The sequence below is a fragment of the Sorangium sp. So ce385 genome, from assembly GCF_051474135.1.
Lineage (GTDB): Bacteria > Myxococcota_A > Polyangia > Polyangiales > Polyangiaceae > Sorangium > Sorangium cellulosum_D.
The window spans coordinates 5,156,140-5,181,440 of the sequence record NZ_CP150337.1; the positions used below are offsets into that span (position 1 = coordinate 5,156,140).

Annotated in this window: 19 protein-coding genes; 16 read left to right on the forward strand and 3 right to left on the reverse strand. The window is 71.6% G+C overall.

The genetic code is table 11. The features are described from left to right. Positions 1-316: 316 nt before the first annotated feature. The 10 genes from WME83_RS18870 (at position 317) to WME83_RS18915 (ending at position 13,735) form a co-directional block, all read left to right on the forward strand. Positions 317-478, forward strand: coding sequence for a hypothetical protein (locus tag WME83_RS18870; protein WP_061626656.1), 162 nt, complete (start codon positions 317-319; stop codon positions 476-478). 262 nt (positions 479-740) lie between these two features. After that, entirely contained in the window at positions 741-2,009 is a 1,269-nt protein-coding gene (gene tig / locus WME83_RS18875) for a trigger factor (RefSeq protein ID WP_437320672.1), read from the forward strand. A gap of 303 nt (positions 2,010-2,312) precedes the next feature. Continuing rightward, complete coding sequence (locus tag WME83_RS18880) at positions 2,313-2,957, forward strand: ATP-dependent Clp protease proteolytic subunit (RefSeq protein WP_020735738.1); 645 nt, start codon at positions 2,313-2,315, stop codon at positions 2,955-2,957. A 470-nt stretch (positions 2,958-3,427) separates the two neighbouring features. Next, positions 3,428-4,684: an ATP-dependent Clp protease ATP-binding subunit ClpX gene (clpX, locus tag WME83_RS18885; RefSeq protein WP_020735740.1), complete on the forward strand. Its 1,257-nt coding sequence runs from the start codon at positions 3,428-3,430 to the stop codon at positions 4,682-4,684. A gap of 233 nt (positions 4,685-4,917) precedes the next feature. Continuing rightward, complete coding sequence (gene lon / locus WME83_RS18890) at positions 4,918-7,410, forward strand: endopeptidase La (protein ID WP_437320673.1); 2,493 nt, start codon at positions 4,918-4,920, stop codon at positions 7,408-7,410. Positions 7,411-7,522: 112 nt separating this feature from the next. Next, entirely contained in the window at positions 7,523-9,091 is a 1,569-nt protein-coding gene (purH, locus tag WME83_RS18895) for a bifunctional phosphoribosylaminoimidazolecarboxamide formyltransferase/IMP cyclohydrolase (protein ID WP_437320674.1), read from the forward strand. A 187-nt stretch (positions 9,092-9,278) separates the two neighbouring features. After that, complete coding sequence (locus WME83_RS18900; protein WP_437320675.1) at positions 9,279-10,760, forward strand: ParA family protein; 1,482 nt, start codon at positions 9,279-9,281, stop codon at positions 10,758-10,760. A 179-nt stretch (positions 10,761-10,939) separates the two neighbouring features. Next, positions 10,940-11,281 (forward strand): hypothetical protein, encoded by a 342-nt coding sequence (locus WME83_RS18905; RefSeq protein ID WP_437320676.1) that lies wholly within the window; start codon positions 10,940-10,942, stop codon positions 11,279-11,281. A 395-nt stretch (positions 11,282-11,676) separates the two neighbouring features. Continuing rightward, positions 11,677-12,381: a Bax inhibitor-1/YccA family protein gene (locus WME83_RS18910; protein ID WP_437320677.1), complete on the forward strand. Its 705-nt coding sequence runs from the start codon at positions 11,677-11,679 to the stop codon at positions 12,379-12,381. A 259-nt stretch (positions 12,382-12,640) separates the two neighbouring features. Beyond that, entirely contained in the window at positions 12,641-13,735 is a 1,095-nt protein-coding gene (locus tag WME83_RS18915; protein ID WP_437320678.1) for a glycoside hydrolase family 5 protein, read from the forward strand. Positions 13,736-13,763: 28 nt separating this feature from the next. On the opposite strand, the gene WME83_RS18920 is transcribed toward WME83_RS18915, so the two are convergent. Next, a complete protein-coding gene (locus WME83_RS18920; RefSeq protein ID WP_437320679.1) occupies positions 13,764-14,270 on the reverse strand; it encodes a DUF4112 domain-containing protein in 507 nt (168 codons plus the stop codon). A gap of 98 nt (positions 14,271-14,368) precedes the next feature. Between WME83_RS18920 and WME83_RS18925 the strand changes: the two genes are divergently transcribed. Both WME83_RS18925 and WME83_RS18930 read left to right on the forward strand, forming a co-directional pair. Then, positions 14,369-14,893 (forward strand): DUF4126 family protein, encoded by a 525-nt coding sequence (locus tag WME83_RS18925; protein WP_437320680.1) that lies wholly within the window; start codon positions 14,369-14,371, stop codon positions 14,891-14,893. A gap of 77 nt (positions 14,894-14,970) precedes the next feature. After that, positions 14,971-16,572, forward strand: coding sequence for a hypothetical protein (locus WME83_RS18930; protein WP_437320681.1), 1,602 nt, complete (start codon positions 14,971-14,973; stop codon positions 16,570-16,572). 18 nt (positions 16,573-16,590) lie between these two features. Here WME83_RS18930 and WME83_RS18935 read toward each other — a convergent pair whose 3' ends face one another. Continuing rightward, the gene (locus tag WME83_RS18935) at positions 16,591-17,355 is read right to left on the reverse strand and encodes a Uma2 family endonuclease (protein WP_437320682.1); all 765 of its coding nucleotides are present in this window, start codon (positions 17,353-17,355) and stop codon (positions 16,591-16,593) included. Between the two features lie 80 nt (positions 17,356-17,435). Continuing rightward, entirely contained in the window at positions 17,436-19,394 is a 1,959-nt protein-coding gene (locus WME83_RS18940) for a molybdopterin-containing oxidoreductase family protein (protein ID WP_437320683.1), read from the reverse strand. 281 nt (positions 19,395-19,675) lie between these two features. Here WME83_RS18940 and WME83_RS18945 point away from each other — a divergent pair, with 281 nt between their 5' ends. From WME83_RS18945 to WME83_RS18960, 4 genes are read left to right on the forward strand one after another with little or no spacing between them, the layout of a single operon-like run. Further along, positions 19,676-21,271, forward strand: coding sequence for a DUF2169 family type VI secretion system accessory protein (locus WME83_RS18945; protein WP_437320684.1), 1,596 nt, complete (start codon positions 19,676-19,678; stop codon positions 21,269-21,271). Positions 21,272-21,311: 40 nt separating this feature from the next. Beyond that, positions 21,312-22,748 carry a type VI secretion system Vgr family protein gene (locus WME83_RS18950; protein WP_437320685.1) on the forward strand — a complete coding sequence of 479 codons (1,437 nt, stop codon included), beginning with the start codon at positions 21,312-21,314 and terminating at the stop codon, positions 22,746-22,748. Positions 22,749-22,769: 21 nt separating this feature from the next. Further along, complete coding sequence (locus WME83_RS18955; protein WP_437320686.1) at positions 22,770-23,435, forward strand: COMM domain-containing protein; 666 nt, start codon at positions 22,770-22,772, stop codon at positions 23,433-23,435. Between the two features lie 38 nt (positions 23,436-23,473). Continuing rightward, positions 23,474-25,300: a hypothetical protein gene (locus WME83_RS18960; RefSeq protein ID WP_437320687.1), complete on the forward strand. Its 1,827-nt coding sequence runs from the start codon at positions 23,474-23,476 to the stop codon at positions 25,298-25,300. Position 25,301: the final 1 nt, after the last annotated feature.

Below are 25,301 nucleotides of genomic sequence, written 5' to 3' on the forward strand. Positions count from 1 at the left end.
GGCGAGCCTCGGGGCGGAGCCGTTGCTTCGGCCTCAACGGGGCGCTGTTGCCCTGCGGCGACGCCGGCCCGGTCGATCGGGTCCTCGCCCGCGCGTTCTGGTGCGACGGGCGCGAGCCTGCATTGCTCGCGCCTGCGCAGGTCCTCGTGCTTTCGCCTTCGCTTCAACGCAGGTCGACGCTCGGTTCGCGCCGCCGTCCGCCCTCGACGCGCGTCGAGGGCCGGCGCTGACCGCCCAGGATCTCACGGACGTGGTGCCCAGCTTCGCCGAGCAGACCGACGCCCCGACGTCGCCTCGGCACATGTGAGGAGGACAGATGCCGCTTCCCAGGTCGTATCAGAACTTTGCAGAGTTCGAGCGTGAGATGCTCCGCCCGAGCCGCGTGGGCTTCTCGCTCGAGGACATCGTCGAGGAGTCGTCGTTCGACGCCGAGCTCGACTTCGAGAAGGACCCCTTCGACGTCTCGGACGACGACTGAGCGCGGGCCGCGCGGCGCGGGCCAGCCTCGCAGGCCCCGCGCTCGCGCCGGTGCGGACGCTGCTGCGGTGCCCTTGCGCAGCAGCGTCCGCACCGGCGCGAGCCTCTCGCTCCGCATCAGCTTGCACGATCCCTCCCGGGATCCCCGAGCCCCGGCGGCCGCCTCTCCGCCGGGGCTCCTTTTTTTTAAAGCAGCGTCCTTTCGGCCGTCTTGACCCCCCCGGCGGCGCGTGGCACGAGTGCCGCCCTTCGAAAAAAACGCCATGCAAGTCAACGTCGAAAAGCTTTCTCCCGTGCTGATGGAGTTTCAGGTGGAGGTCCCCGCGGACCGGGTCCGGAGCGAGGTCGACAAGGCCTATACGGCGCTCCAGCGGACGGCCCGGGTCCGGGGCTATCGGCCTGGCAAGGCGCCGCGCCAGGTGCTCGCGCACCTCTACGGCGGCCGCATCCACGCCGATGTCGCCCAGCGGCTCGTCGACGCCACGCTGAACCAGGCGCTCGCCGACAAGCAGGTGCAGCCCCTGTCCCAGCCGGCGATCGCGCCCGCCGAGCTCCGCCCGGACGACGCGTTCTCCTACAAGGCCCGCTTCGAGGTCCGGCCCGACATCTCCGAGGTGAAGTGGGAGGGCTTCGAGGTGAAGCGCCCCTCGACGACGCCGTCGGAGGAGATGATCGACGCCGAGATCACGTCCCTCCGGCGCGAGCACTCGACGCTGCAGGCGCCGGAGCCGGAGCGCCCCGCCGCGAAGGGGGACATGGCGACGATCTCCTTCACCCTGGAGGTCGCCGGCGCCCTGCGCGACACGAAGGAGCAGGAGATCGAGACCGAGCTCGGCAGCGGCCAGGTCTTCAAGGAGATCGAGGACGCGCTCCTCGGCATGACGCCCGGCCAGGCGAAGGACGTCCCGGTCACGTTCTCCGAGCAGCACTCGAACGCGGATCTGCGGGGCAAGCAGGCGGTCTTCCACATCACGCTGAAGGACCTGCGGGAGCGCATCTTCCCGGAGGTCGACGACGAGTTCGCGAAGGACTGCGGCGAGGAGAGCCTCCCCGCGCTCCGCGAGTCGCTCCGCAAGAAGCTCGAGAAGGAGCTGACGCAGCGGGCGAGCGACGCGGTCGCCGAGCAGCTCGTCGTCGAGCTCTGCAAGGCGAACCCGATCCCGGTCCCGCCGTCGCTCGTCGACCAGCAGGCGCAGCTCGCCGAGCGCGAGCTGCTCGCGACGGCGCGCCGGCAGGGGCAGCGCGTCGATCCGACGCCGGAGTTCCGCGCCCGCGTGCGGCTCGACGCCGAGATGAAGGTGCGCGCGGGGCTGGTCATGGCCGAGATCGCGAAGGCGAAGGAGGTCAAGATCACCGAGGCCGACCTCGAGAAGGGCTACCAGGAGCTCGCCGAGCAGACCGGCAAGAACGTGGCGAAGATCAAGGCGGAGTACCGCGAGCCGCAGAAGCGCGAGCTCTTCGCCGGGATGATCCTCGAGGACAAGATCCTCGACATCATCGAGGCCGCCGCGAAGGTCACCGACGCGGGCTAGCCGCGGCGCCGCGCCGCCGGCTCGGCGCCGGCGGCGCGGTTCGTCCAGGTCGCGCCGCGCCCGCGCACGAAACGCGCGCGGCGCCCTCATCGAGCCGCACCCCGCAGGTTGAGCGCGCGCTCAGCGAACATCGAGCGAGCGCCGCGCCAGCGCCAGGCGCTGGCGGCGCGCGTTCCGTGCGCGACCGCAGCGGGCGGCCGACATTTTCCGGTAACCTCGGGCGCGTTCGGTCTTGCGATCGGACGAAGTCTGGCCCAGGAGTAGAACCCCTGCCTCGCGGCAGGAAACCCCCCGGAGCACCGGATGACCCGACGAGTCGAAACCCGCACCCAAGCCATCGAGTTTCTCGAACGCGAGAAGGCCTACATCCTCCCGACGGTCACGGAGGTGACCCACCGCGGCGAGCGGGAGTGGAACATCTTCAGCCGCCTCCTCAAGGACCGCATCGTCTTCATCGGCACGGAGATCGACGACTTCGTCGCGAACGCCGTGATCGCGCAGTTCCTCTTCCTGGAGAGCGAGGATCCCGAGAAGGAGATCCAGGTCTACATCAACAGCCCGGGCGGCGTGGTGACGTCGGGGCTCGCGATGTACGACACGATGCAGTACGTGCGTTGCCCGGTGTCGACGATGTGCATCGGCCAGGCCGCGTCGATGGGCGCCGTGCTGCTCGGCGCGGGCCGCAAGGGCCGGCGCTTCGCGCTGCCGCACGCGCGGATGATGATCCACCAGCCGCTCGGCGGCGCGCGCGGCCAGGCGACGGACATCGAGATCCAGGCGCGCGAGATCAAGAAGATCAAGGAGACGCTGATCGACATCCTCGTCGACGCCACCGGCAAGAACCGGGACGAGCTCGCGAGGGACATCGAGCGCGACTTCTACCTGAGCGCGACGCAGGCCAAGGAGTACGGCCTGATCGACGAGGTCTTCCCGAAGCGGAACAAGTAGGTGCCCGCGCCCCCTCGTCCGGCGGGCGTGCTCTGGCGGAGGGCCGGCGCGGAGCCGCGTCGGGCCGCGGCGTCGCGCCGCGCGCGGCGATGTCGCGCGGCGCCGGCACGTCGCGCGGCGCCGGCACGTCGCGCCGGGCGTGGCGCGCGTGCGCCCGGCGGCGGAGGCGAGCGCGCCGCGCTGCGCTCGCTCGATCCGCTGCTTTTCCCGAGGCGCGCAGCCTCATCGGCGGCGCGCGCCGCGACGCCATCGGGCGATTCCCTGACTTCGGCCACAGGCTGGAGACCACCCCCGTTAGCTTGCGACGGTACGGGCACCGGACTAGAATCCGAGCGCGGCGTTTGGCTGCGCATCGCTGAAAATCCAGGGGACGGTGGAAGCCGTCCCCATCCCGAGCGGAAGGGGCCGCCGCGGCGTGACCCCACCGCTCATCGAAGCGGAAGCGTTGGCAGACCGCACTGAGGGTCGAAGTGGAGCGAAGGCGGGACGATCACTCGAATGGCAATTTAAGCTGCTCCTTCTGCGGCAAGTCGCAGAAAGAGGTGAAGAAGCTCATCGCGGGCCCCACGGTGTACATCTGTGATGAGTGCATCGGGCTCTGCAATGACATCATCGCGGAGGAGGTCGAGAAGGACGAGCCGTACGCCGGGTCGACCCCGGTCCCCAAGCCCGCCGACATCAAGGCGACGTTGGATGAGTACGTCGTCGGCCAGAACCGCGCCAAGAAGATCCTCGCCGTAGCGGTGCACAACCACTACAAGCGCATCGACAGCCGGGTCTCCTCGGACGACGTGGAGCTGTCCAAGTCGAACATCCTCCTGCTCGGCCCCACGGGCTCCGGCAAGACGCTCCTCGCGCAGACGCTCGCCAAGATCATCAACGTCCCCTTCGCGATCGCGGACGCGACGACGCTGACCGAGGCCGGCTACGTCGGCGAGGACGTCGAGAACATCATCGTCCAGCTCCTCCAGAACGCGGATCACGACGTCGAGCGCGCGCAGCGCGGCATCGTCTACATCGACGAGATCGACAAGATCAGCCGGAAGAGCGACAACCCGAGCATCACGCGCGACGTCTCCGGCGAGGGCGTGCAGCAGGCGCTGCTCAAGATCATCGAGGGGACGATCGCCAACGTCCCCCCGAAGGGCGGCCGCAAGCACCCGCAGCAGGATTTCCTCCAGGTCGACACGACCAACATCCTGTTCATCTGCGGCGGCGCGTTCGTCGGCCTGGATCAGATCATCCAGCGGCGCATCGGCCAGAACACGCTCGGCTTCGGCGCCGACATCAAGGCGAAGAAGGACTTCAAGCTGGGCGATCTGCTCAGCGTCGTCCAGCCGGAGGACCTCCTCAAGTTCGGGCTCATCCCGGAGTTCATCGGGCGCCTGCCGATCCTCGCGACCCTGCACGAGCTCAACGAGGAGGCGCTCATCGACATCCTCACGAAGCCGAAGAACAGCCTGGTCAAGCAGTACCAGAAGCTCTTCGAGATGGACGGGGTGAAGCTCAAGTTCACCCGGGGCGCGCTCGTGGCGGTGGCCCGTCAGGCCCTGGAGAGGAATAGCGGCGCCCGCGGCCTGCGCGCCATCCTCGAGTCGGCGATGCTCGACATCATGTACGACGTCCCGTCCCGAACGGGGATCAAGGAGGTCGTCGTCAGCGAGGACGTGATCGTCAAGCACGAGCCGCCGCTCATCGTGTACACGAAGGAGGCGGAGCTCGCGTAGCGCTCGCCCCAGGGGGGCCGCTGTCCAGGGCGCGCGGCGCAGGCCCGCGCCGCGCTGGACGGCGCGCGTCCGGCGCGCCCTTGCCGGGCGCGCCTCCTCCGAGGATGCCGGCGCCGCGCGCGTCCCCCGTGGGGCGCGCGCCGCTCCGGCGGAAGTACAGCAGTCAAGCAAGCCACGTGTGACAACCGAGGCGGGGCAGCCCCGGCCTCCCGATACTCCCGGAAAGACGGCGGATGTTCTTCAAGAACGACAGTGATCGCGGCAAGAACGCACCCGAGCGCGGCATCGTCCCGTTGCTCCCTCTGCGCGACATCATCGTCTTTCCACACATGGTCTCCCAGCTGTTCGTCGGGCGCGAGCGCAGCATCGCCGCCCTCGACGAGGCGATGAACCGCGGCAAGGAGATCTTCCTGGCCGCGCAGCGGAACGCGAAGACGAACGACCCGACGCCGGACGACATCTTCGGCGTCGGCTCCGTCGGCGCCATCATGCAGCTGCTCCGGCTGCCGGATGGGACGGTGAAGGTCCTCATCGAGGGCAAGCGCCGGGCGCGCATCCGCCGTTACGTCCAGAGCGATGCGTACTTCCTGATCGAGTACGACGAGATCGTCGAGAGCTCGGTCGCGAGCGTCGAGGTCGAGGCGCTGATGCGCTCGGTCCAGTCGACGTTCGAGATGTACGTCAAGCTCAACAAGAAGATCCAGCCCGAGGTCCTGATGGCGGTGCAGGCCATCGACGAGGCCTCGCGGCTCGCCGACACCATCATCGCCAACCTGCCGACCATCAAGCTGACGGACCGTCAGGCGCTGCTCGAGATGGAGGAGCCGCAGAAGCGGCTCGAGCGTCTCATCGAGCTGATGCAGGCCGAGATCGAGATTCTCCAGGTGGAGAAGAAGATCCGGAGTCGCGTCAAGAAGCAGATGGAGAAGACGCAGAAGGAGTACTACCTCAACGAGCAGATGCAGGCCATCCAGAAGGAGCTGGGCGGCGGCGAGCGCGACGAGTTCAAGAACGAGATCCAGGAGATCGAGGAGGCCCTCAAGACCAAGCGGATGAGCAAGGAGGCCGCCGCCAAGGTCAAGAAGGAGCTCAAGAAGCTGAAGATGATGCACCCCACGAGCGCCGAGGCGACCGTGGTGCGCAACTACATCGATTGGATCCTGGAGCTCCCCTGGTACGACAAGAGCGAGGAGCGGTATGACCTCGTCGAGGCCGAGAAGATCCTCGACGAGGACCATTACGGCCTGAAGAAGATCAAGGAGCGGATCCTCGAGTACCTCGCGGTCCAGGCGCTGACGAAGAAGCTGAAGGGCCCGGTGCTCTGCTTCGTCGGCCCGCCCGGCGTCGGCAAGACGAGCCTGGCGAAGTCGATCGCGCGCGCGACCGGGCGCAAGTTCGTGCGGCTGTCGCTCGGCGGCGTGCGCGACGAGGCGGAGATCCGCGGCCACCGGCGGACGTACATCGGCGCGCTGCCCGGCAAGCTGATCCAGTCGCTCAAGAAGGTCGGGACGAACAACCCCGTGTTCCTGCTCGACGAGGTCGACAAGATGTCGACCGACTTCCGCGGGGATCCGGCGGCGGCGCTGCTCGAGGTGCTCGATCCGGAGCAGAACCACACCTTCAATGACCACTACCTCGATCTCGATTACGACCTCTCCGACGTGATGTTCATCACGACGGCGAACACGCTGTCGGGCATCCCGGTGCCGCTCCAGGACCGCATGGAGGTCATCCAGCTCTCGGGCTACACGGAGTTCGAGAAGCTGAACATCGCGGTGAAGTACCTCGTGCCCCGGCAGCGGAAGGAGTGCGGCCTCGAGGAGGTGCCGCTCGACTTCACGGAGGGGGCGCTCCGGACGATCATCCACCACTACACCAAGGAGAGCGGCGTGCGCTCGCTGGAGCGCGAGATCGCGAGCGTGTGCCGCAAGGTGGCCCGGAAGGTCGTGTCCGACGGCAAGGACAAGCCGATCGAGGTCGTCGCGAAGAGCATCCCGAAGTACCTTGGCGTCCCCAAGTACCGGCTCGGCCGGCGCGAGGAGCGGGACGAGGTCGGCCTCGTGAACGGCCTGGCGGTGACCAACGTCGGCGGCGACCTGCTCCCGGCCGAGGCGACCGTGGTGCCGGGCAAGGGCAAGCTCGTCATCACCGGGCTGCTCGAGAAGGGGATGGAGGAGAGCGGGCACGCGGCGATGAGCTACGTGCGCTCGCGCCTCGATCGGCTCGGGCTCGAGGCGGACGTTTATCAGAAGGTCGACGTCCACATTCACTTCCCCGATTTCGTCCGGAAGGACGGGCCCAGCGCGGGCGTGACCATGGTGACGGCGCTCGTGAGCGCGCTGATGAAGGTGCCGGTCCGGCGCGATCTCGCGATGACGGGCGAGATCACCCTGCGCGGCCGGGTGATGCCGATCGGCGGGCTCAAGGAGAAGCTGCTCGCCGCCCACCGCGGCGGCATCTCCACCGTGATCCTGCCGAAGGAGAACCGGAAGGATCTCCGGGACGTGCCCCGGCGCGTGCTGAAGGCGCTGCGGCTCGTGCTCGTGGAGCACGTGGACGACGTGCTCCGCGAGGCGCTGATCCTGCCCGACGCCTACGCGGTCTTCGGGCCGCCCAAGGGCGTCCTGGAGTACCGGGATGGCGAGCTCGTGACCGAGGAGGCGCCGGTCAAGGCGCCGCCGGCCGCGGCGGGCGAGCCGACGCCGGCCGCCCCGCCCGGCGCCTGAGCGGGAGCGTGCGAGCGCGGCGCGGGAGCGCGACGCGTAAGCGCGGCGCGCTGCGGACAGCGGTGACGGATCGGCTGGCGGCGGGGGCCGAGACGCACTAGCTGGCGTCGCGATGATTCGACGCGCATTGATCTCGGTTTCGGACAAGACGGGGCTGCTCCCGCTGGCCCGGCGGCTCGCGGAAAAGGGCGTGGAGATCCTCTCGACCGGGGGGACGCAGCGGGCGCTCCAGGACGCCAACGTGCCGGTCGTCGGCGTGGAGGCCTATACCGGCTCGCCCGAGGTGATGGATGGCCGGGTGAAGACGCTGCATCCCCGGGTGCACGGCGGCATCCTGATGCGCGGCGCGATCGACGAGGACGACCTCGCGCGGCTCGGGGGCCAGCCGATCGATCTCGTGGTGTGCAACCTCTACCCGTTCGAGGCGACGGTCCGGCGGCCGGGGGTCACGCACCCCGAGATCATCGAGAACATCGACATCGGCGGGCCGTCGATGGTGCGCAGCGCGGCCAAGAACCACGCGCGCGTGGCGGTGGTGGTCGATCCGGCCGACTACGACGCCGTGCTCGCCGAGATCGACAGCGCGGGTGAGGTGTCGAGCGCGACGCGCCGCCGGCTGGCCACGAAGGCGTTCGCCCACACGGCGGCCTACGACGGGATGGTGGCCGGCTACCTCTCGTCGCTGCCCGAGGAGGGCGAGCCGAACGCCGCCGAGCGCGAGGCGTACCCGCGCTTTTTGACGCTCGCCCTCGAGAGGGCCTATCCGCTCCGGTACGGCGAGAACCCGCACCAGTCGGGCGCCTTCTACCGCGAGCGCGGCGCGGCCGCCGGGTCGCTCGCCCTCGCGGATTCGCTGGGCGCGGGCGGCAAGGAGCTCTCGTTCAACAACCTCGTCGACGTGGACGCGGCGTTCGAGGCGGTGCGCGAGTTCACCCAGCCCGCGGCGGTCGTCGTGAAGCACACGAACCCGTGCGGCGTCGCCGTCGCCGGCGACCTCGCGACCGCCTACCGGACGGCGCGCGAGGCCGACTCGGTGAGCGCCTTCGGCGGGATCGTCGCGCTGAACCGCGAGGTCGACCGCGCGGCCGCGGAGGTGCTGGTCGAGACGTTCCTGGAGTGCGTGATCGCGCCCGCCTACGCCCCCGAGGCGCTGGAGGTGCTCCGGACCAAGAAGAACCTCCGGGTGCTCGCGACCGGCGCGCTCCTGCCCGCGGATCACCGGGAGCTCACGTTCAAGCGCGTCGGCGGGGGCCTCGTGGTCCAGGAGCGGGACGCGACCGCGGGCGGCGAGGTGCGCGGCGGCAAGGTCGTGACGAAGCGGGCGCCCACGGAGCGGGAGCTCGAGGCGCTCGACCTCGGCTGGCGCGTCTGCAAGCACGTGAAATCCAACGCGATTGTGCTCACGGTGCCCGGCAGCACGGTCGGGGTCGGGGCCGGGCAGATGTCGCGGGTCGAGAGCGTGCGCATCGCCTGCAGCAAGGCGGGCGAGCGGGCGCGCGGGAGCGTCCTCGCGTCCGACGCCTACTTCCCGTTCCCGGACGGCCTGGTGCTCGCCGCCGAGCACGGGATCACGGCGGTCGCGCAGCCTGGAGGCAGCGTGAGGGACCCGGAGGTCATCGCCGCGGCGGACGCGGCGGGGGTTGCGATGGTGTTCACCGGGGTCCGGCACTTCCGTCACTGAGCCTGCCGCTCCGTCCCGGTCCCGCCCCGACTGGCCCTCGTCCCGGGCCCCTCCCGGGATGCGCGCTCGCCCTTGTGCTGGAAGGGTGAGCCGTGCTCGCAGAAAAGTTGACCTTTGGGCCTTGACTGTGATGATGGTCAACGCTGCGCCTGGGCAAAGCGCTGTGCGCGGCGCGAAGGAGCGAGCTGTGGGCGGAATCAGCGAGACGTGCAGCGTGTGCGGGACCGGATTCGAGGTCCAGTTCCGGTACCAGATGGAGGAGAAGGACGGCGGCTTCTCCTTCTTCTGCTCGCAGAAGTGCCTGGAGAAGAGCCAGCTCGGCGGGGACGGCGGCGCCTCGCTCGCCACGTGCGACGCGTGCGCCAAGCGCTTCTCCCCGCAGCTCGTGTCTCAGGTGCTCTATGTCGCCGGGCGCCGGAACTACGCGTGCTCGCTGGAGTGCCGGGCGCAGCTGGTCCGCGAGGCCAAGGGGGCGCGGCTCGGCGACATCGCGGCTGCGGCCTCGGCGGCCGCCGCGCCGCCGGCCGAGGGGCAGCCGCCGACCCGCCGCGATGCGCCGCTCGCGGGGGGCGCGGCCCGCGCTGCCGGGGAGGCGGGCGAGCCGGTGTTGCCCAAGCCGGCGCTGCCCGAGCCGGGGTTGCCCGAGCCGGCGCCGCGCGCGCTGGGCGGGGCGGCGGTGGCGGCCGCGCCGCCGGCCGTGTCGGCCGCTCCGCCGACGGCGTCGGTCGGGGAGCCCAGGGGGCAGGGGGCGGTCGCGGTCTCGCTGTCGCCCGCGGTGGGCGCGAAGCGGCCGCCGCAGCGGCCGGCCGGGGTGCCGCGGTATCTGGCCGTGTTCAACCACAAGGGCGGCACGGGCAAGACGACGACGGCCGTGAGCGTGGCGGCCGGGCTCGCGGCGCGCGACAAGCGGGTGCTCCTCGTCGACACCGACGCGCAGGGGAACGTCTCGGTCTCGCTCGGCGCGAGCGCCGAGCGCTCGCTCTATCACGTGCTCGTGATGGGGCTCCGGATCGCGGACGCCACGAGGACGGTGCGGCCGAACCTGGATCTGTTGCCGTCCAACGAGACGCTGGCCGCGGCCGAGCTCTACCTGGCGGGGCGCCAGAACCGGGATCGCGTGCTCTCGGATCGCCTGTCCGCGGCGGCGGCCGAGTACGACTACGTGGTGCTCGACTGCTCGCCCAGCCTGTCGCTGATGAACCAGAACGCGCTGGTGTTCGCCGACAGCGTCCTCGTCCCGGTCGCGTGCGATTACCTGTCGCTGGTCGGCGTCCGGCAGGTGATCAAGACGGTGAAGAACGTGAACGCCCTGCTGCACCACCCGGTGCAGATCTGGGGCGTTCTGCCGACCTTCTTCGACGGCCGCGCGAAGATCGCGCGCGAGGCCGTCGGCACGATGAAACAGCACTTCGGGGAGCGCTGCCTCGCGCCGATCCGGCAGGCGATCAAGGTCAAGGAGGCGCCCGCGCAGGGGCAGACGATCTTCGAGTACGCGCCGGGGACCCCGGCGGCCGACGATTACCTGGCGGTGGTCGATCGCATCATCGAGAGCCGCGAGCGCGGCGTGACCGGCGCGGAGGCAGGGGCGGCGCGCGACGCGGGGTCGTGGAGCGTCGATTGGGCGGATGCGGCAGCAGAGCGGCCGGGCGCCGCGGCGGCCGGCGCGTGAAGGGATCCGGGGCCGCGCGGTCCCGGTGGTGGGAGGGACCCGCAACCGCGGCGTCCCGCTGAGGGAGGGGCCCGCAACCGCGGGGTCCCGCTGAGGGAGGGACCCGCAACCGCGGGGTCCCGCTGGATGAAGGGCCCGCACGCGCGGCGCCCCGACCGGGCAGGGAGCTGGAGGAAGCAATGAAGAGCGAAGGCGATCTCGGGGGCGCCGCGCGGGCGCTGCTCGATCGCGACGAGGTGGAAGGGGTTCTGTCCGGGGCGTTCTATACCCCCACGGAGGCGCCGCGTTCGCGCGCGAAGGGCCGGACGACCGGCGCTGGGGCCGAGCCGGGGGCTGCGCCGCCCGAGCGACCGCAGCACTACAAGGTCATCTGTATCTCGATGTACACCGAAGATCTCGAGAGGCTGGACGAGATGGTCAGCGCCCTCAAGGCGCGCGGCATGACGAAGGCCAACCGGAGCGCGCTGATCCGACACGCGCTCTCCCAGGTGGACCTCGACAAGATCCCCAAGGGGATTTAAGCGATCCTTCAGGGAACCTCGACAAGGCGAAGGCATCGAGGCCAGCTTTTCCTCATCGCGCCGCGGCGTCGGACGAGCCGTGCCGGCGCCCTGCGGCACCGGTGGGGCAAAATGGGGCGGCCCCGGCTTTTCCTCATCGCGCCGCGGCGTCGGATGAGCCGTGCCGGCGTCCTGCGTCACCGGTGGGGCAAAATGGGGCGGTCCCCGGCTGTCTGGGGCGAGCGGAGGAGGGGCTGGGCTGCGGCGCCGTTGCTCACGGCGTCGCGCGCTGCGCGTCCTCCGCGGGCCGCCGTGTCGCGGGCGTGTTGCGTGCGGGCCGGGCATGCCCCGTGCTAGCTTCGTACGCCGAAGCCGAAAGCCTAGAGCCGAACGTCGAGGCCTACCAGAGAGGGAACATGGACCAGAACTACGTAGGATACGGGAGCCGTTCTTCGGTGCTCCGTGCCGCCGCGGACTCGCGCGAGCGCTTCCTCGTGCGAACGTACAATCACCTGTTCGGGGCGATCGTGCTCTTCGCGGGGATCGAGGTCGCGCTGTTCAAGACCGGGGCCGCCTCGGTCATCGCCAGGGCGATGATGGGCACGAGCTGGCTGGTGGTGCTCGGAGCGTTCATGCTCGTGAGCTGGCTCGCCAGCCGCGCGGCGCACACCTCGGTGTCGAAGCCGGCGCAGTACGCCGCGCTCGCCGGCTACGTGGTCGCCCAGGCGATCATCTTCGTGCCGCTCCTGTACATCGCGGACATGGTCGCGCCCGGCGCGATCCAGAGCGCCGCGATGGTCACGATGGTCGGCTTCGCCGGGCTCACCGCGATCGCGTTCGTGACCCGCAAGGACTTCTCGTTCCTCGGGGCTCTCCTGCGCTGGGGCGGCATCTGCGCGCTCGTCCTCATCGGGGCCTCGCTGCTGTTCGGCTTCCAGCTCGGCACGTTCTTCAGCGTCGCCATGGTCGCGTTCGCCGGCGCCGCCATCCTCTACGACACGTCGAACGTCCTGCATCATTTCCCGGAGGACCGGCACGTCGGCGCCGCGCTCGAGCTCTTCGCGTCCGTCGCCATGCTGTTCTGGTACGTCCTCCGCCTCTTCATCAGCTCCCGCGATTGAGCGGGGCGCACGCGCTGCGGATACGGGCCCACCTCGGCGTTTTCGGTGCTCGGCGTACAGGAGTACGCCTGCGCGCCGAAAACGCCGATCTGGGCCCGTCTCCTGTGCGCGTGCACCCCGCTCGGCCAGCGTCGTGCCGAGTGGAGAAGACGGGGGAGCGCGCGGGGGCGGGCGCGATCGCGGTCGTGGGTGATCCAGCGGAGTGGGAAGGCTTGCCGTCGTGGGGGCGCCGGGGTCTTATCGGGGCCGAGGTGGACCTGTGAGGAGAGCGGTCGCGTGGGCGCTGGTGGCGGGGATCGGGGCTGCTCTGGGAGGGTGCCGGGGGGAAGGGGCTGAGAAGAAGCAGGGCGCGGGGGACACGGAGCTCCTCGAGAAGCCGCTCTCGCTTCGTGGGATCAGCCTCGCGGGGGCCGAGTTCGGGGTGGACACCTTCGGCAAGGGCAACCTGCCAGGAACGCACGGGGTCCACTACAACTACCCCGATCCCGCGTTCTCCAAGGGCTACACGTCGGCGGACTACTTCATCGCCAAGGGAATGAACACCTTCCGGGTGCCGTTCCGCTGGGAACGCCTTCAGCCCGCGCGCAATCAGCCGCTCAACGCGGCGGAGCTGAACCGGCTCACGACCACCGTCAACAACCTGACCGCCAAGGGCGCTTACGTGGTGCTCGACGTGCACAACTACGCTCGCTACGGGACGGGCGTCGTGGGCGCGGAGGTCCCCATCGCGGATTTCGCGGAGTTCTGGGGGAGGCTGGCCGTCGAGTTCAAGGGCAACGCGAAGGTCGTGTTCGCCCTCATGAACGAGCCGCACGACATGCCGACCGAGACGTGGATCGAGGCGGCCAACGCCGCGATCGTCTCCATCCGCGCCGCCGGGGCGACGAACCTCATCCTCGTCCCCGGCAACGGGTGGTCAGGCGCGCACAGCTTCGACGCGACCTTCTACGGGACCTCGAACGCCGAGGCGCTCCTCAAGGTCGCCGACCCGAAGGGGTACGTCGCGTTCGAGGTCCACCAGCACCTCGACGAGGACTCGTCGGGAAAGTCGCCCGCCTGCGTCAGCGAGACCGTCGGGGTCGAGCGCCTGCAGGGGTTCACGGCGTGGCTCAGGAAGCACCGGAAGAAGGGATTCCTCGGCGAGTTCAGCGGCGGCTCCAGCGCGGTATGCCTGAAGGCCATCGCCAACGTCGCGATCTACCTGGAGCAGAACAAGGACGTCTACGTAGGCTGGACCTACTGGGCGGCCGGGCCCTCCTGGAAGGGCTACTTCACGTCCCTCGAGCCGAGAGACGGCGCGGACACACCGCAGATGATCTCGCTGCAGGCCCACCTGTCGGTGTCGACCCGGTAGCGCCGTCGTCGCGGGCGCGGCCCGCGCCTCACGCGCCGAGGAGCGCCTGAAGCGCTCGCACCAGCGAGAACAGCAGCACGCCCGTCAGCGCGAGGACGCCCCCCACCGCGACCGCAAGCCCCGCGTAGAAGCCGAGATCCGAGGGCCGCGCGCCGCCCTGGGCGCGCGCGGCGAGGTGCGACCGCAGGAGGTCGAGGTTGCGCGCGTTCGCCTTGTAGGTCGCGTCGAACAGGTCGCCCAGGACGGGAATCGTGCCGATCAGCGTCTCGAGGCCCACGTTGAGCATCATCCGCAGCACCGTCGAGGCGGGGAGACGGTAACGCGCCGCCGCGAGCACGATGTATATCGAGAGGCCGAAGCCGACGAGATCCCCGACCCCCGGGATCAGCCCGATCACCGCGTCGTAGCCGACCCGGTAGCCGACGCCGGGGATGCGGATCGCGTTGTCCAGGAAGTGGCTGAGCGCGTTCAGGCGCTTCAGCCGCTCGTCCTCGATGTCGACGGTCTTCAGCGTGGCGAGGGGGGTCACAGGCATGGCCGACCGGTCTCCGAGCTCGGGGGAGCTCTCCCTCGCAATGTACGTCGCGCGCCCCGGGCCAACCAGGGCATATGCGTTGCTTCTGCGGTAGCCCCATGGAGACGACAACGGTCGTGGGAGGCGCCCGGCGTTCGCGCACCTCGGAGATTCTTCTCCTGGGGCAGGCCGCGGGGCTCGGGCTGGTGACGGGAATGCGTTCCATGCTGGGCGTGAGGATCCTCGCGGCCAGCGCGCGGCGCGGCGCGTTCGACGGGCAGCGCGGGAGCTTCTGGCGGGCGCTCCGCTCGCCCGTGGCGCAGCGCGCGCTGAGCGTCCTCGCGGGCGGCGAGCTGCTGTTCGACAAGCTGCCCTCGACGCCGAGCCGCCTCGCCCCGGGGCCGCTCGGCGCGCGCCTCGTGATCGGGGCGGTCCTGGGCGCCGCCGTCGGCACGCAGAGCCCCGAGAAGAACCTGCGCGTCGCCGGCGCCGTGGTCGGGGCGGCGGCCGCCGCGATCGGCGCGCTCGTCGGGAACCGCGCCCGCACGTGGCTCGACCGCGGGACGCGCATCCCCGGCCCGCTCGCGGCCGTCGCCGAGGACGCGATCGCCTTCGGCCTGGGCGCGCTGGCGGCGCGCCGCTAGTGCCGATCCCGGCGCGCGCACGTCGCGTCCTGCCACAGCGAGGCGCCGCTGCCGTTGCGGTCGCGGCGCCGCGATCCATGCTGGCGCCTGCCATGCCGCCGAGCCCGCGCGCCCGCGTCCGCCGCTCCGGAGCGCGCGGGGCGCTGCTCGGCATCGCCGGCGCGCTCCTCGGGACGCTCGGCGCCTCCGCGGCGCACGCGCAGGGGCGGTACGAGTCCGCGCTCCTCGGCGGGCGGTCGGCGCTCCTCGGCGGCACAGGGGTCGTGCTGGGGGTCGACGGCGCCGCGCCCTTCCTGAACCCGGCCACCATCATCCGCATCGAGGACCGCAACATCGCGTTCTCGTCGGCGTTCTTCCGCTACGCGCACCGCACGCTGGAGGCCTGGCACCAGCCAGGTCCTGTCGACGCCGCGCTGTACGGCGATCTCCGGCTCGATCGCGCGACGGTGACCGATCAGGGCCTGGACTCCCTCCCGGACGCGACGTGCTACTTCTTCGACGTGAAGCGCGGCGCGCGCGACGCGGAGCCGCGGCGGGCGCGGGTCGGCCGCCAGACCTTCGCCGCCTGCCTCGCGAAGACCGAGGAGAACGAGTTCGGGTTCGACGCGCTCGGGTTCTCGGGCGAGTCCGCCTCGCGCCGCGTGAGCCAGGCGCAGACGTTCCGCTACGCGTGGGGCCGCTTCAGCGCCGGCCCTTCGTGGAGCTACCGCGCCACCGAGCGCCTCGCCGTGGGCGTCTCGCTCTCGGCCGTGCGCACCCGCTACACGAGCGCGCTCGACGTCGCCAGCCTCGTGGAGGACACCGGCACGGGCTCGGCGAGCAGCGTGACGTACCAGGCCGCCCTCTCCGGAGACTCCTGGGACGGGCTCGCGCACCTCGGGGCGACGTACCGGCTGACCCCGGTGTTCTCCGCCGGCATCAGCGTGCGCACGCCCAGCGTGCACCTCTTCGACGCGCTGGACGCGAGCTATCACGACACGCTCGCCACCGCGACGGCGTCGGTCCGCACCTGGGCCGGGGAAGGGGACTTCGTGGCCCCGTCGCCGGCGCGCCTGGCGGTGGGCGCGAGCGCGGAGTGGAGCAGGCTGCGCCTGGAGCTCGACGGCTTCTTCTACCTGGGCCAGCGAGAGTTCGTGCGGGCCTCCGTCGATCGGGAGGAGATCGCGGTCGACGGGGGCGCGGTGACGAGCCGGAGGCGGAGCCGGCTCGACATCGTCGAGGGGGCGGCGCCCATCGTCAACGTGGGGCTCGGCGCCGAGGTGTTCCTCACGCGCGATCTCAGCCTGCTCGGCGGCGCCATCACCGATTTCAACGCGCTGTCGGGCCTGCGGGGCCCCATGTCCGCCGAGTCGAAGCTCTTCCTCGAGCGGATGAGCGGCGTGCACGCGTCGCTCGGCCTGGTGTCCTACACGCGGTACGGCGATCTCGTGTTCGGCGCGCGCTTCGACTACGCGGCGGGGCAGATGGCGGCGGTCAACGCGTTCGCGTCGCCCGTGCGGCTGGACCCGATCGACTGCCGCGAGATCGGCGCGACGCTGGTCCTCGCCGGGCGGATCAGCCTGCGCACGGTCGAGGACGTGGCGCGCGAGATCGGGGACGCCGTGGAGGGCTCGGCCGCGCCTCCGCCCGCGCGCGCCACGCCGCGAGAGCCGATGCGGGCGCCGGCGCAGGAGGACTGAGCGGCGGCGCGCCGCCGCTCAGGAGCCGCTCTCGTCCGGCTCGACGCCGAGCGCCCGCAGCTGCGCCGCGAGCCGCTCGGCGCGCGCCCGCTCGCGCTCGGCGCGCGCCTGCTCGCGCTCGGCGCGCTCTGCCCCCGTGGGCACCACGCTGCCGTCGGCCGTGTGCCAGCGGAGCCAGCGGTCGTGCCGGCCCTCGTAGACGCCTTCCCACGGGCAGAGCCCCAGCCCGGCAGCCTCGAACCAAGCCCGCTCCATCGGCACGTACGTGTGCCCGCGCATCTCGAAGGCGCGCAGCGCCGGGCCCCCGAGGTGGCCGGCCGGGTCCCAGACGACGTAGTAAGCGACGCGCATCCACGCGTACCGGCGCCGCTTCAGGCCGAGCTCTTCGCCCTCCCGGTTCGAGACGATCTCGATCGCCACGTCCGGCGGCTTGCCGAACTCCCAGAGGAAATAGGACCGGTGCTCCTTCTGCCACCACGCCTCGTGCAGCGCGACGTCCAGGCTGAGCAGCACGTCCGGGACGAGCGGCGGCTCCTTCGTCGTGGCGAAGAGCCCGACGTTGGCCGCCGCGAGGAAGCTCCGCCGCTCACCCTCCTGCGCCGGCGGCGGCCCGGACCACGAGCTGTAGAGCGCCTCGGTGAGGAGCCGCTGCTGTTTCTCGGAAGGGAAGTTGTCCAAGGCGTCGTCCTCGGTGACGAGCGCCGACACGTCCGGCCCGACCACCTCGTCCGCGGTCGCGGTGGAGCTCGCCGGCATCGGGGGCATCGCCACCATCGAGGACATCCCAACAACCTTCCTGAACCGGAGCGGTGGTGTCAAGTGGGCGGGGCTGCCGCGACCGCGACGTCTGCGGACGGAGCCGCCTACGGCGCTGGCTCGGGCCGATCCGCCGGCGCGATCGGCTCGATGCGCACCCGCTCCTCGTAGAGCGCGCCGCCCTCGCCGATGTCCGTGGTGCGGGCGCGGATCAGCGCGTTGGCGCAGCGGCCGTCGCGGAGGTGGCCGCCCTTCGGGATGAGCGCCACGTCGCGGCGCTGCGCTGGATCGTGGCGCAGCCGCACCGTCATCGCCCCGACGCGCGACACGATCCGGCCAACGGCGCCGTCGGCCACGCCGCCCGCCGCGTCGGGGTGGACCGTCACGACGGCCGGGCCCTGCGGGGGCCTCGCCCACTGCGACGACTGGGACTTGTCGGTGGAGAGCGCCATGAGCAAGAGCGGCAGCTCGCCCGCGTCGGGATCCTCGCGCTCCTCCGGCCCCTCGGTGATGAGGTTGACCCGCCCGCTCGGGGTCGGGAACTTGCGGTCCTCGAACAGCACCTTCGGCGCCAGCGGGTTGCGCACCGGCCCGCGCTCCAGCGCCTCGAGGGTGACGCCGAGCGGCGCGAGCTTCGGCTCGGCGATCCGTAGCTTCCAGTCGCGGGCGCTGCCGTCGAGCGCGCCGCCGAGGCCCACGCGCCGCGCGAGCGCCTGCATGATCTCGAGATCGCTCTTCACCCCGTCTGGGGGCGGCACCACGGGCGTGGCGACGCCGAGGTAGTGGTGGCCGTAGGCGCCGAGGACATCGTCGGCCTCGAGGAGCGTCCGCGTGGGCAGCACGAGGTGGGCGAGCCGCGCCGTGTCCGTGAGGAACGAGTCGGCGACCACGACGAGCTCGCGCGTCGCGAGCGCCTCCGCGACGGCGCGCGAGTCGGGCAGCATCGCGACCGGGTTGCCGGCGGTCACCCAGACGGCGCGGATCGGCGGGTCGCTCATCCGGAGCACCTCCTGCCCGAACAGCGGCTCGCAGACCGTGCGCGGCGGGGGGCGATCGCCCTCGAGCGGCGAGAGATCGAACGCGCCGCGCCGCTTGAAATAGAACGAGACGCCGCCGCCGGGGATGCCGAGGTTCCCGCTCACGGCCGCGAGCGCGTCGAGGGCGCGCACGATCGCCCCGCCCGATGTGCGCCGGCCCATGCCCCAGCCCACGAGGATCGCCGCCGGCCTGTCGGCGAGGCGGCGCGCGAGGTCCAGGGCGGCGGCCTCGGGCACGTCGGCCTCGCCGCACCACGCCGCGACCGAGCGGCGCCGCGCGAGCGCGCGGAATTCGTCGAGGTGATCGCAGTACTCCGCGGCGCGCGGATCGAGCCACCCCTCGTCGAAGAGCACGCGGGCGACGGCCATGGCGAGCGCGAAGTCGCCGCCGGGGCGCGGCTGGTGGAACGCCGCGCAGAGCGACGCGGTCTTGTGGTGTACCGGATCGATGAGCACGAGCTCCGCGCCGCGCGCCTTGGCCTCGCGCAGCACCGGCAGGGTGTGCGGGCTCGACGTGAAGACGTTCTTGCCCCAGAGCAGGATGTGCCGGGCGTTCTTCAGGTCGGCGAGGTCGTGGCTGTCCTCCTCGCCGAAATCGGCGAGCTGCGCGGCGTCGCCCGCGCCGGAGCAGATGTCGCCGCGCTTGACCGTGACCGGCCCGAAGCGCGCGAAGAAGGCGTCGGCCATCCCGGTGAGGATCCCGAGCGATCCGCCGCTCCGGTAGTGGAAGATCGCGGCCGGGCCCGACGCGCGGCGGATCTCGAGCAGGCGCTCGGCCGCGGTGTCGAGCGCCTCGTCCCAGGAGACCGGCACGAGCTCGCCGCCCTTGCGGAGCAGCGGCGTGGTCAAGCGCTCGGGCGAGTACTGCGTCTCCAGGAAGCGCGACGTGCGGTAGCAGAGAAAGCCCCGCGTGATCGGGTGGTCCGGGTCGCCGCCGAGGCGCACCACGCGGCCGTCCTCCACGGTGGCCACGATGCTGCAAGCGTCGGGGCAGTCGCGGTTGCAGACGGTCTTGCGGAGCTCCTGCACGGCGGCAGCCTAGCTCAGGCGCGCGCGGCGGTACACCCGTGTGGCATCGCGTCTGCCATAGAGGCGAGCGGGCTCCTGCACGCCGGCGCGGACGTCGATCGCGCGCCGCGGGCGGTATCGGTCGGACATGGGTGCTTTCTCGCCGACAGCGATGTCCAACACCGATGTCCAACACCGATGGATGCATTGGCCACCTCACCGGATTCGGAGCCTGCCGTCGTCGCCGGCCCCTCCCGCCTTCACCCGCGCTGCGAGGCCGAGGGACGTTGTCGGCGTCGTCGGTGGCAGGCTTGACCCTCGCGATGCCCCGGTGCTTCCATGGCACGGTGACCCCTGAGGCCTCGCTCACTCCCAGCGCGATCGCGGCGCCTCCCGGCGTGGCCGTGGCGGGGGTCGCGTGGCGCGCGCGGGGCCGGCTCAACCTCACGGTGATCGCCAAGGCGACCTTCGCCTTCGTCGACGGCGCAACGATGATCCCCGTCGAGCCGCAGGGGATCGTCCACGCCGACATCCACCATCACAACAACCCGGGCCGCAGCGTCCGGCTGACGAGCGACCTCGCGCCCTACCTCGCGCGCGTCGACGTGTTCTTCACGGGCCACGCGCACGCGCCGCCGGGCCTGCCTGCGCGGCCCTTCTCGGCGCGCCTCGCGCTCTTCGCCGGCGAGCGCCCGATCCTCGACAAGGCGCTCTCGATCGAGCCCGGCGGCGAGGACAGGGCGATCCCTCTCGTCTACGAGCGCGCGTTCGGGGGGATCGGCATGGCCGACAACCCCTTCGGCACCCGTTGCCCGACCGTCCTGGACCCGGCGCGGCGCGACCGCCCGGCGGGCTTCGGGCCGCTCGGGAGCGTGTGGCCGTCGCGCACGCGGCTGCTCGGGCGCACGAGCCGCAAGGCGCTCGAGGCGCCCATCCTCGAGATCCCCGACGACTTCGACTGGAGCTACTTCCAGGCCGCCCCCCCCGACCAGCGCGTCGAAGCCCTGTGCGGCGACGAGTGGCTCGCGCTCCAGGGGCTCCACCCGACGCTTCCGGTGCTGCGGACGCGCCTCCCCGGGGCGCGCGCCCTCGCGCGCGTCCACGGCCTCTCCGCGTTCGGCGTCAGGGAGGGGCAGCCGATCGAGCTCGTGCTCGACACGCTGCACGTCGACGGCGACCGGCAGTCGTGCTCGCTGCTCTGGCGCCGCAGCTTCCCGCTCGCGGGTGAAGCCGCGCTCGCGGCGGTGCGTGTCGTCGTCGGCGTCGAGCTGCCGGGCGCCCCGCCCGCGTCGCTGGCTCCTGCCGAGATGGCGATGGCCGCCCCGCGCGCGGGCGCGACGCCCGAGCAGGCCGGGGCGACGATCGAGCTGCCCGGCGAGGACGTCGAGGCGCGCGAACCGCGCGGCCCCGCCCGGCGCCTCGATGCGTCCGCCGCGCAGACCAGCCGAGCCCCCGCCGGGTCGGCGGTCCCGCTGCCATTCCGGCCGGGGGCCGCGCCGTCGCTCGCGGCGGCGCCCAGCCCGCAGGCGCCACGCCCGCCGCAGCGGCCTTCCGTCTCGGAGACCCATTCGCTCTCCTCCGAGGAACAGGAGCACGCCCTCGCCGAGAGCCTCCTCCCGTTTCGACGCACCGGGCTCTCTCCCGCGCCGCCGGCCGCAGCGCCCGCGAAAGCGCTCGCAGCCCCTGCGCCGCCTGCCGCCGCTGCGGCTCCGTTGCCCGCCGCGGGCGCTCCCGTGCCGCCGCCCACCGCCGCTCCCGCGGCGCCCGCGCCGCGATCGCCCTGGGGCGGCGCCGCGAGCGACCGCGCGAGCGAGCCCGCGCCGCCTCGCAAGGCCCCGAAGCCGCAGAAGCTCGACATCCAGCAGGTCATCTACGGGTCCAGCAAGGGGCGCCCGTAGGTGGCGGTCCTTCTCCACGCTCAAGGGAGCCAGCCGAGCCATGGAAATCCTCGTCGAAACAGCCGGCGCCCCGTGGGCGGGCGTGCGGGTCCGCGCGCTCTCGGGGCGCGAGGAGATCTCCCGGGTCTTCTCGTTCGACCTCGACGTGGTGTGCGATCCGCAGCGGGACCTGCCCGAAGACGCCGTCCCCGGGGCCCCGGTCAGCGTCGTCGTCCTCGTCGAGGGCGAGGAGATCCGCCGGATCCACGGTATCCTCGGCCAGATCCTCGATCGCCTGGACCCGGACGCCGAGCGCCGCGCCTACCGCCTCCGCGTCGTCCCGCGCGCGTTCAAGCTGACGCTCGTCGAGACGCAGGAGATCTACCTGGACGCGAGCGTGCCGGACGTGATCCGGCGCAAGCTCGAGCGGCACGGCCTCGGCGCCGGCGACGTCGAGTTCCGCCTCCTCAAGGCGTACCCGCTGCGCGAGCTCATCGTGCAGTACAAGGAGAGCGATCTCGCCTTCATCAGCCGCCTCGCCGAGCACCTCGGGATCAGCTTTTACTTCGAGCACCGGGGCGACCGCGACGTCCTCGTCTTCACCGACCACCCCGGGGGCTTTCGCCCCGTGGAGGGCGCCGCGGAGGTGCAGTTCCGGCCGCGCGGCGAGGCGTCCGACGTCTTCGCCATCGAGAGGACCAGCAAGCTCGTCCCCTCGGCGTACGTGGTGCACGACTACAACTACCGCAAGCCGCTGCTCGATCTCGCCGCGTATCACACGCTCGAGGGGGCGTCGGGCGGGGGAATCGTCGAGTACGGCAGCCACGTCAAGACGGCCGAGGAGGCGAAGGAGCTCGCCCGGATCCGCGCCGAGGAGCGCCTCTCGGAGCAGCGCGTCTACGAGGGCAAGAGCGCGCGGCCGGAGTTCAGCGCCGGGCACCGCACGATCCTGCGGGAGCACCCGCGGCTCGAGGCGCCGGAGGGCCTGCTCCTCCTCGGGGTCGAGCACACCGCGACCCTGCCCACCTTCGACGAGGAGGGCGTGGCGGCGTCGTACGCGAACACCTTCACGGCGGTGCCCGCGAGCATCCACTACCGCCCCCCGCGGCGGACGCCGAGGCCGCGCATCCACGGGTTCGTCACCGGCGTCGTGCAGCCCGGCCCCGAGGGCGAGGCCGGCGGCGTCGCGCGCCTCGACGGCGACGGCCGCTACACCGTGCAGTTCCATTTCGACACGGCGCTCCCGGGGGAGCAGAAGAGCTCGCACCCGGTGCGGATGGCGCAGCCCTTCGCCGGGCCGAACCACAACATGCATTTCCCGCTGCGGCCCGGCGCCGAGGTGCTCCTCGTCTTCGCCGACGGCGATCCGGATCGGCCGATCATCGTCGGCGCGGTCCCGAACGCGGCGGCGCCGTCGGCCGTCAACGCCGCGATCGCCGAGCGCCACCGCATCACGACGGCCGCCGGGGCGATGATCGAGATCCGCGACCGACGCTGACACGAGATGGAGGATCCCCGCATGAACCGAGCCCCCGCCCCTCCCGAGGCGCGCCTCCGCTGCCTCGACGGCCAGCCCGCGCCGGCCGACGTCGTCCGCGACTGGAGGCGGCTCCTCGACCTGCCGGACAAGGCCCGCCAGGGCCTCTGGGAGATCCTGGCGCCGAGCCTCGCCGGCTCCGTCGACGCGGCGATGGAGAAGCGCGCGGAGGCGTTCTGCCGGCTCTACGACCTCTCGGCGCCGGATCTGCAAGCGAGCCTGCGCGTGTGCCGCTTCGTGCTCTCGCGCGCGAGCAGCCTCGATCTGGCCGCGACCGACGTCGCCGCGGACGTCGCGGTGCTCTCGGGCGACGACGCGCGCGGCGTCGTCGTGCTCTCGTGGTACGAGGCGGCGAAGGCCGTCATCCGGCGGGGTATCCTCGAGGAGTCGATCTTCGACCACGGCAAGGTGCTGGTCGGGCTCGACTGGCGGGTCGACCGCATCGCCGGCTCGGACCGGGGCGTGCACCTCGACGCGCCGCTCGCGGTGCTGACGCTGCGCCTGCGCGACGGGGGCCGCGACGAGCGCACGACGATCTACGTGGCGCCGCCGGCGCTCGGGCAGATCAAGGAGGCGTGCGACCGGATCGAGCGGATGATCGCCGGCGCGCCGCGCCCGCCCTCCGGCGCGCCGAAGGCGCAGGGATAGGCGCCGCGAGGACCGGAAGACCCCCCGAGGAGCAGGCCATGAGCATCACGATCAACGACGGCGCCAGCTACACCAACTCGGCGTCGGTCACGCTCACCCTCACCGCGCCCGCGGACGCGACGCGGATGCGGTTCAGCAGCGACGGCAAGACCTTCGGCGCGTGGGCGCCGGTCTCGGCCTCCACGAGCTACGCCCTGCCGTCGGGCGACGGCGCGAAGACGGTCTCGGTGCAGTTCGGCGACGGCGGGTCCGCCGTGCTCAGCTCCGGGTCGGCGTCGATCACGCTCGACACCGTGGCCCCGACGGGGGCGTCCATCGTGATCAACGGCGGGGCCGCGGACACGGCGACGCGGCAGGTCGCCCTCACGCTCGACGCGACGGACGGGACCTCCCCCGTCGCGAAGGTGCGGCTCAAGAACGAGAGCGGCGCGTGGGGAGCCTGGCAGCCCGCGACCGCCAGCGCGTGGTGGACGCTCTCGGACGGCTACGGCCAGAAGACGGTGAGCGCCCAGTTCCAGGACAGCGCAGGCAACGAGTCGAGCGTGGTGAGCGCGTCGATCGAGTACGTGAAATTCAGCGTCACCGGGACCTGGCTCATCCTCAAGACCCCCGACTACGACGACGCCACGGGCACGCAGACGAGCTATTTCCGCATCGGCGCTTCGGACTCGACCACCGAGAACGCCCTGCTCGACTCGTTCACGCACCCCGACCCCGCGGACAGCGATAAGACGAAGCCGGGCGTGCAGAACGCCGACGACCTCCGCGCCGGAAACCCGGCCAAGACGTACCCGGGCTGGTTCGAGTACACCGACGGCGACCGGACGCTCGTGATCCGCGGCAACAACCGGGAGAGCATCCAGCTGGACGAGACCGTCATGATCGGCGGGAACAAGACCGAGACGGTCGGCGGCAAGTACCGCCTCAACCTCGGCGCCGGCACGCTCGAGGTGTACAACGCCGATCCCGTCTATCGGGTCGAGTTCTTCCAGCAGGACGTGTACGCGGCCGGGAAGAAGAGCTGGCGCAAGCGCGAGATGGGCCACAACTCCAGCGACAGCTACACCTTCGGCGACACCGAGAGCTTCTACGGCGGCTACAAGTTCGACGCGATGTTCGGCATGACGAACACGGTCTTCCTCGGCGGCAAGATCGATCTCAGCCTGGCGCTGGCGCTGACCGCGAGCGTGGGCTTCACCGTCGAGCTCGGCGCGGGCCTCAAGTACTCGAACGTCGCGGGCAAGGACATGAGCACGGCGGGCAATCACGAGTTCAAGGCGCGCGAGGAGATCCACCTGCGCATCAAGGCCGATCACGAGGGTGTCGGGGGGAGCCGGAACGCGGTGCTCGCGGGGATCGCTGCCGCGACCGCCGTCCCGGTGGCGGTCCTCTCGGGGTGCACCGCCGCGGGGACCGTCGACAGCAGCGGCGTGGCCGCCGTCCCCGCCGGGTGCCTCGGGGGCGCGGCGGCCGCGTTCGCCGTCGGGCTCGTCGCCTCGGTGGTCGTCGCGCTGAAGGACAAGGCCGGGGACCCGAGATCGCAGGCCGAGATCAAGATGGACAAGGAGGGGATCCTCCTCCGGCAGAACGACGCGACGGGCGCGACGCAGAGCGCGGTGTACGTGGGGGAGCACGCCGGCGGGCCAGGAGCGGTGGTCCTCGCGAACTCCAAGGACGCCTATGTAGAGCTCGATCCCGACGCAGACATCGTCGTCAATGCGGGGAAGGATCTCTACCTCCAGACGGAGGACGGGAGCGCGGTCCTGAAGCTGCTCACCGGCGGCAACATCCGGGTCAAGAGCTCGAGCGCCAACATCCAGGGACAGATCACCCTGGGCAACAACAACGCGCTGACCATCCAGTAGG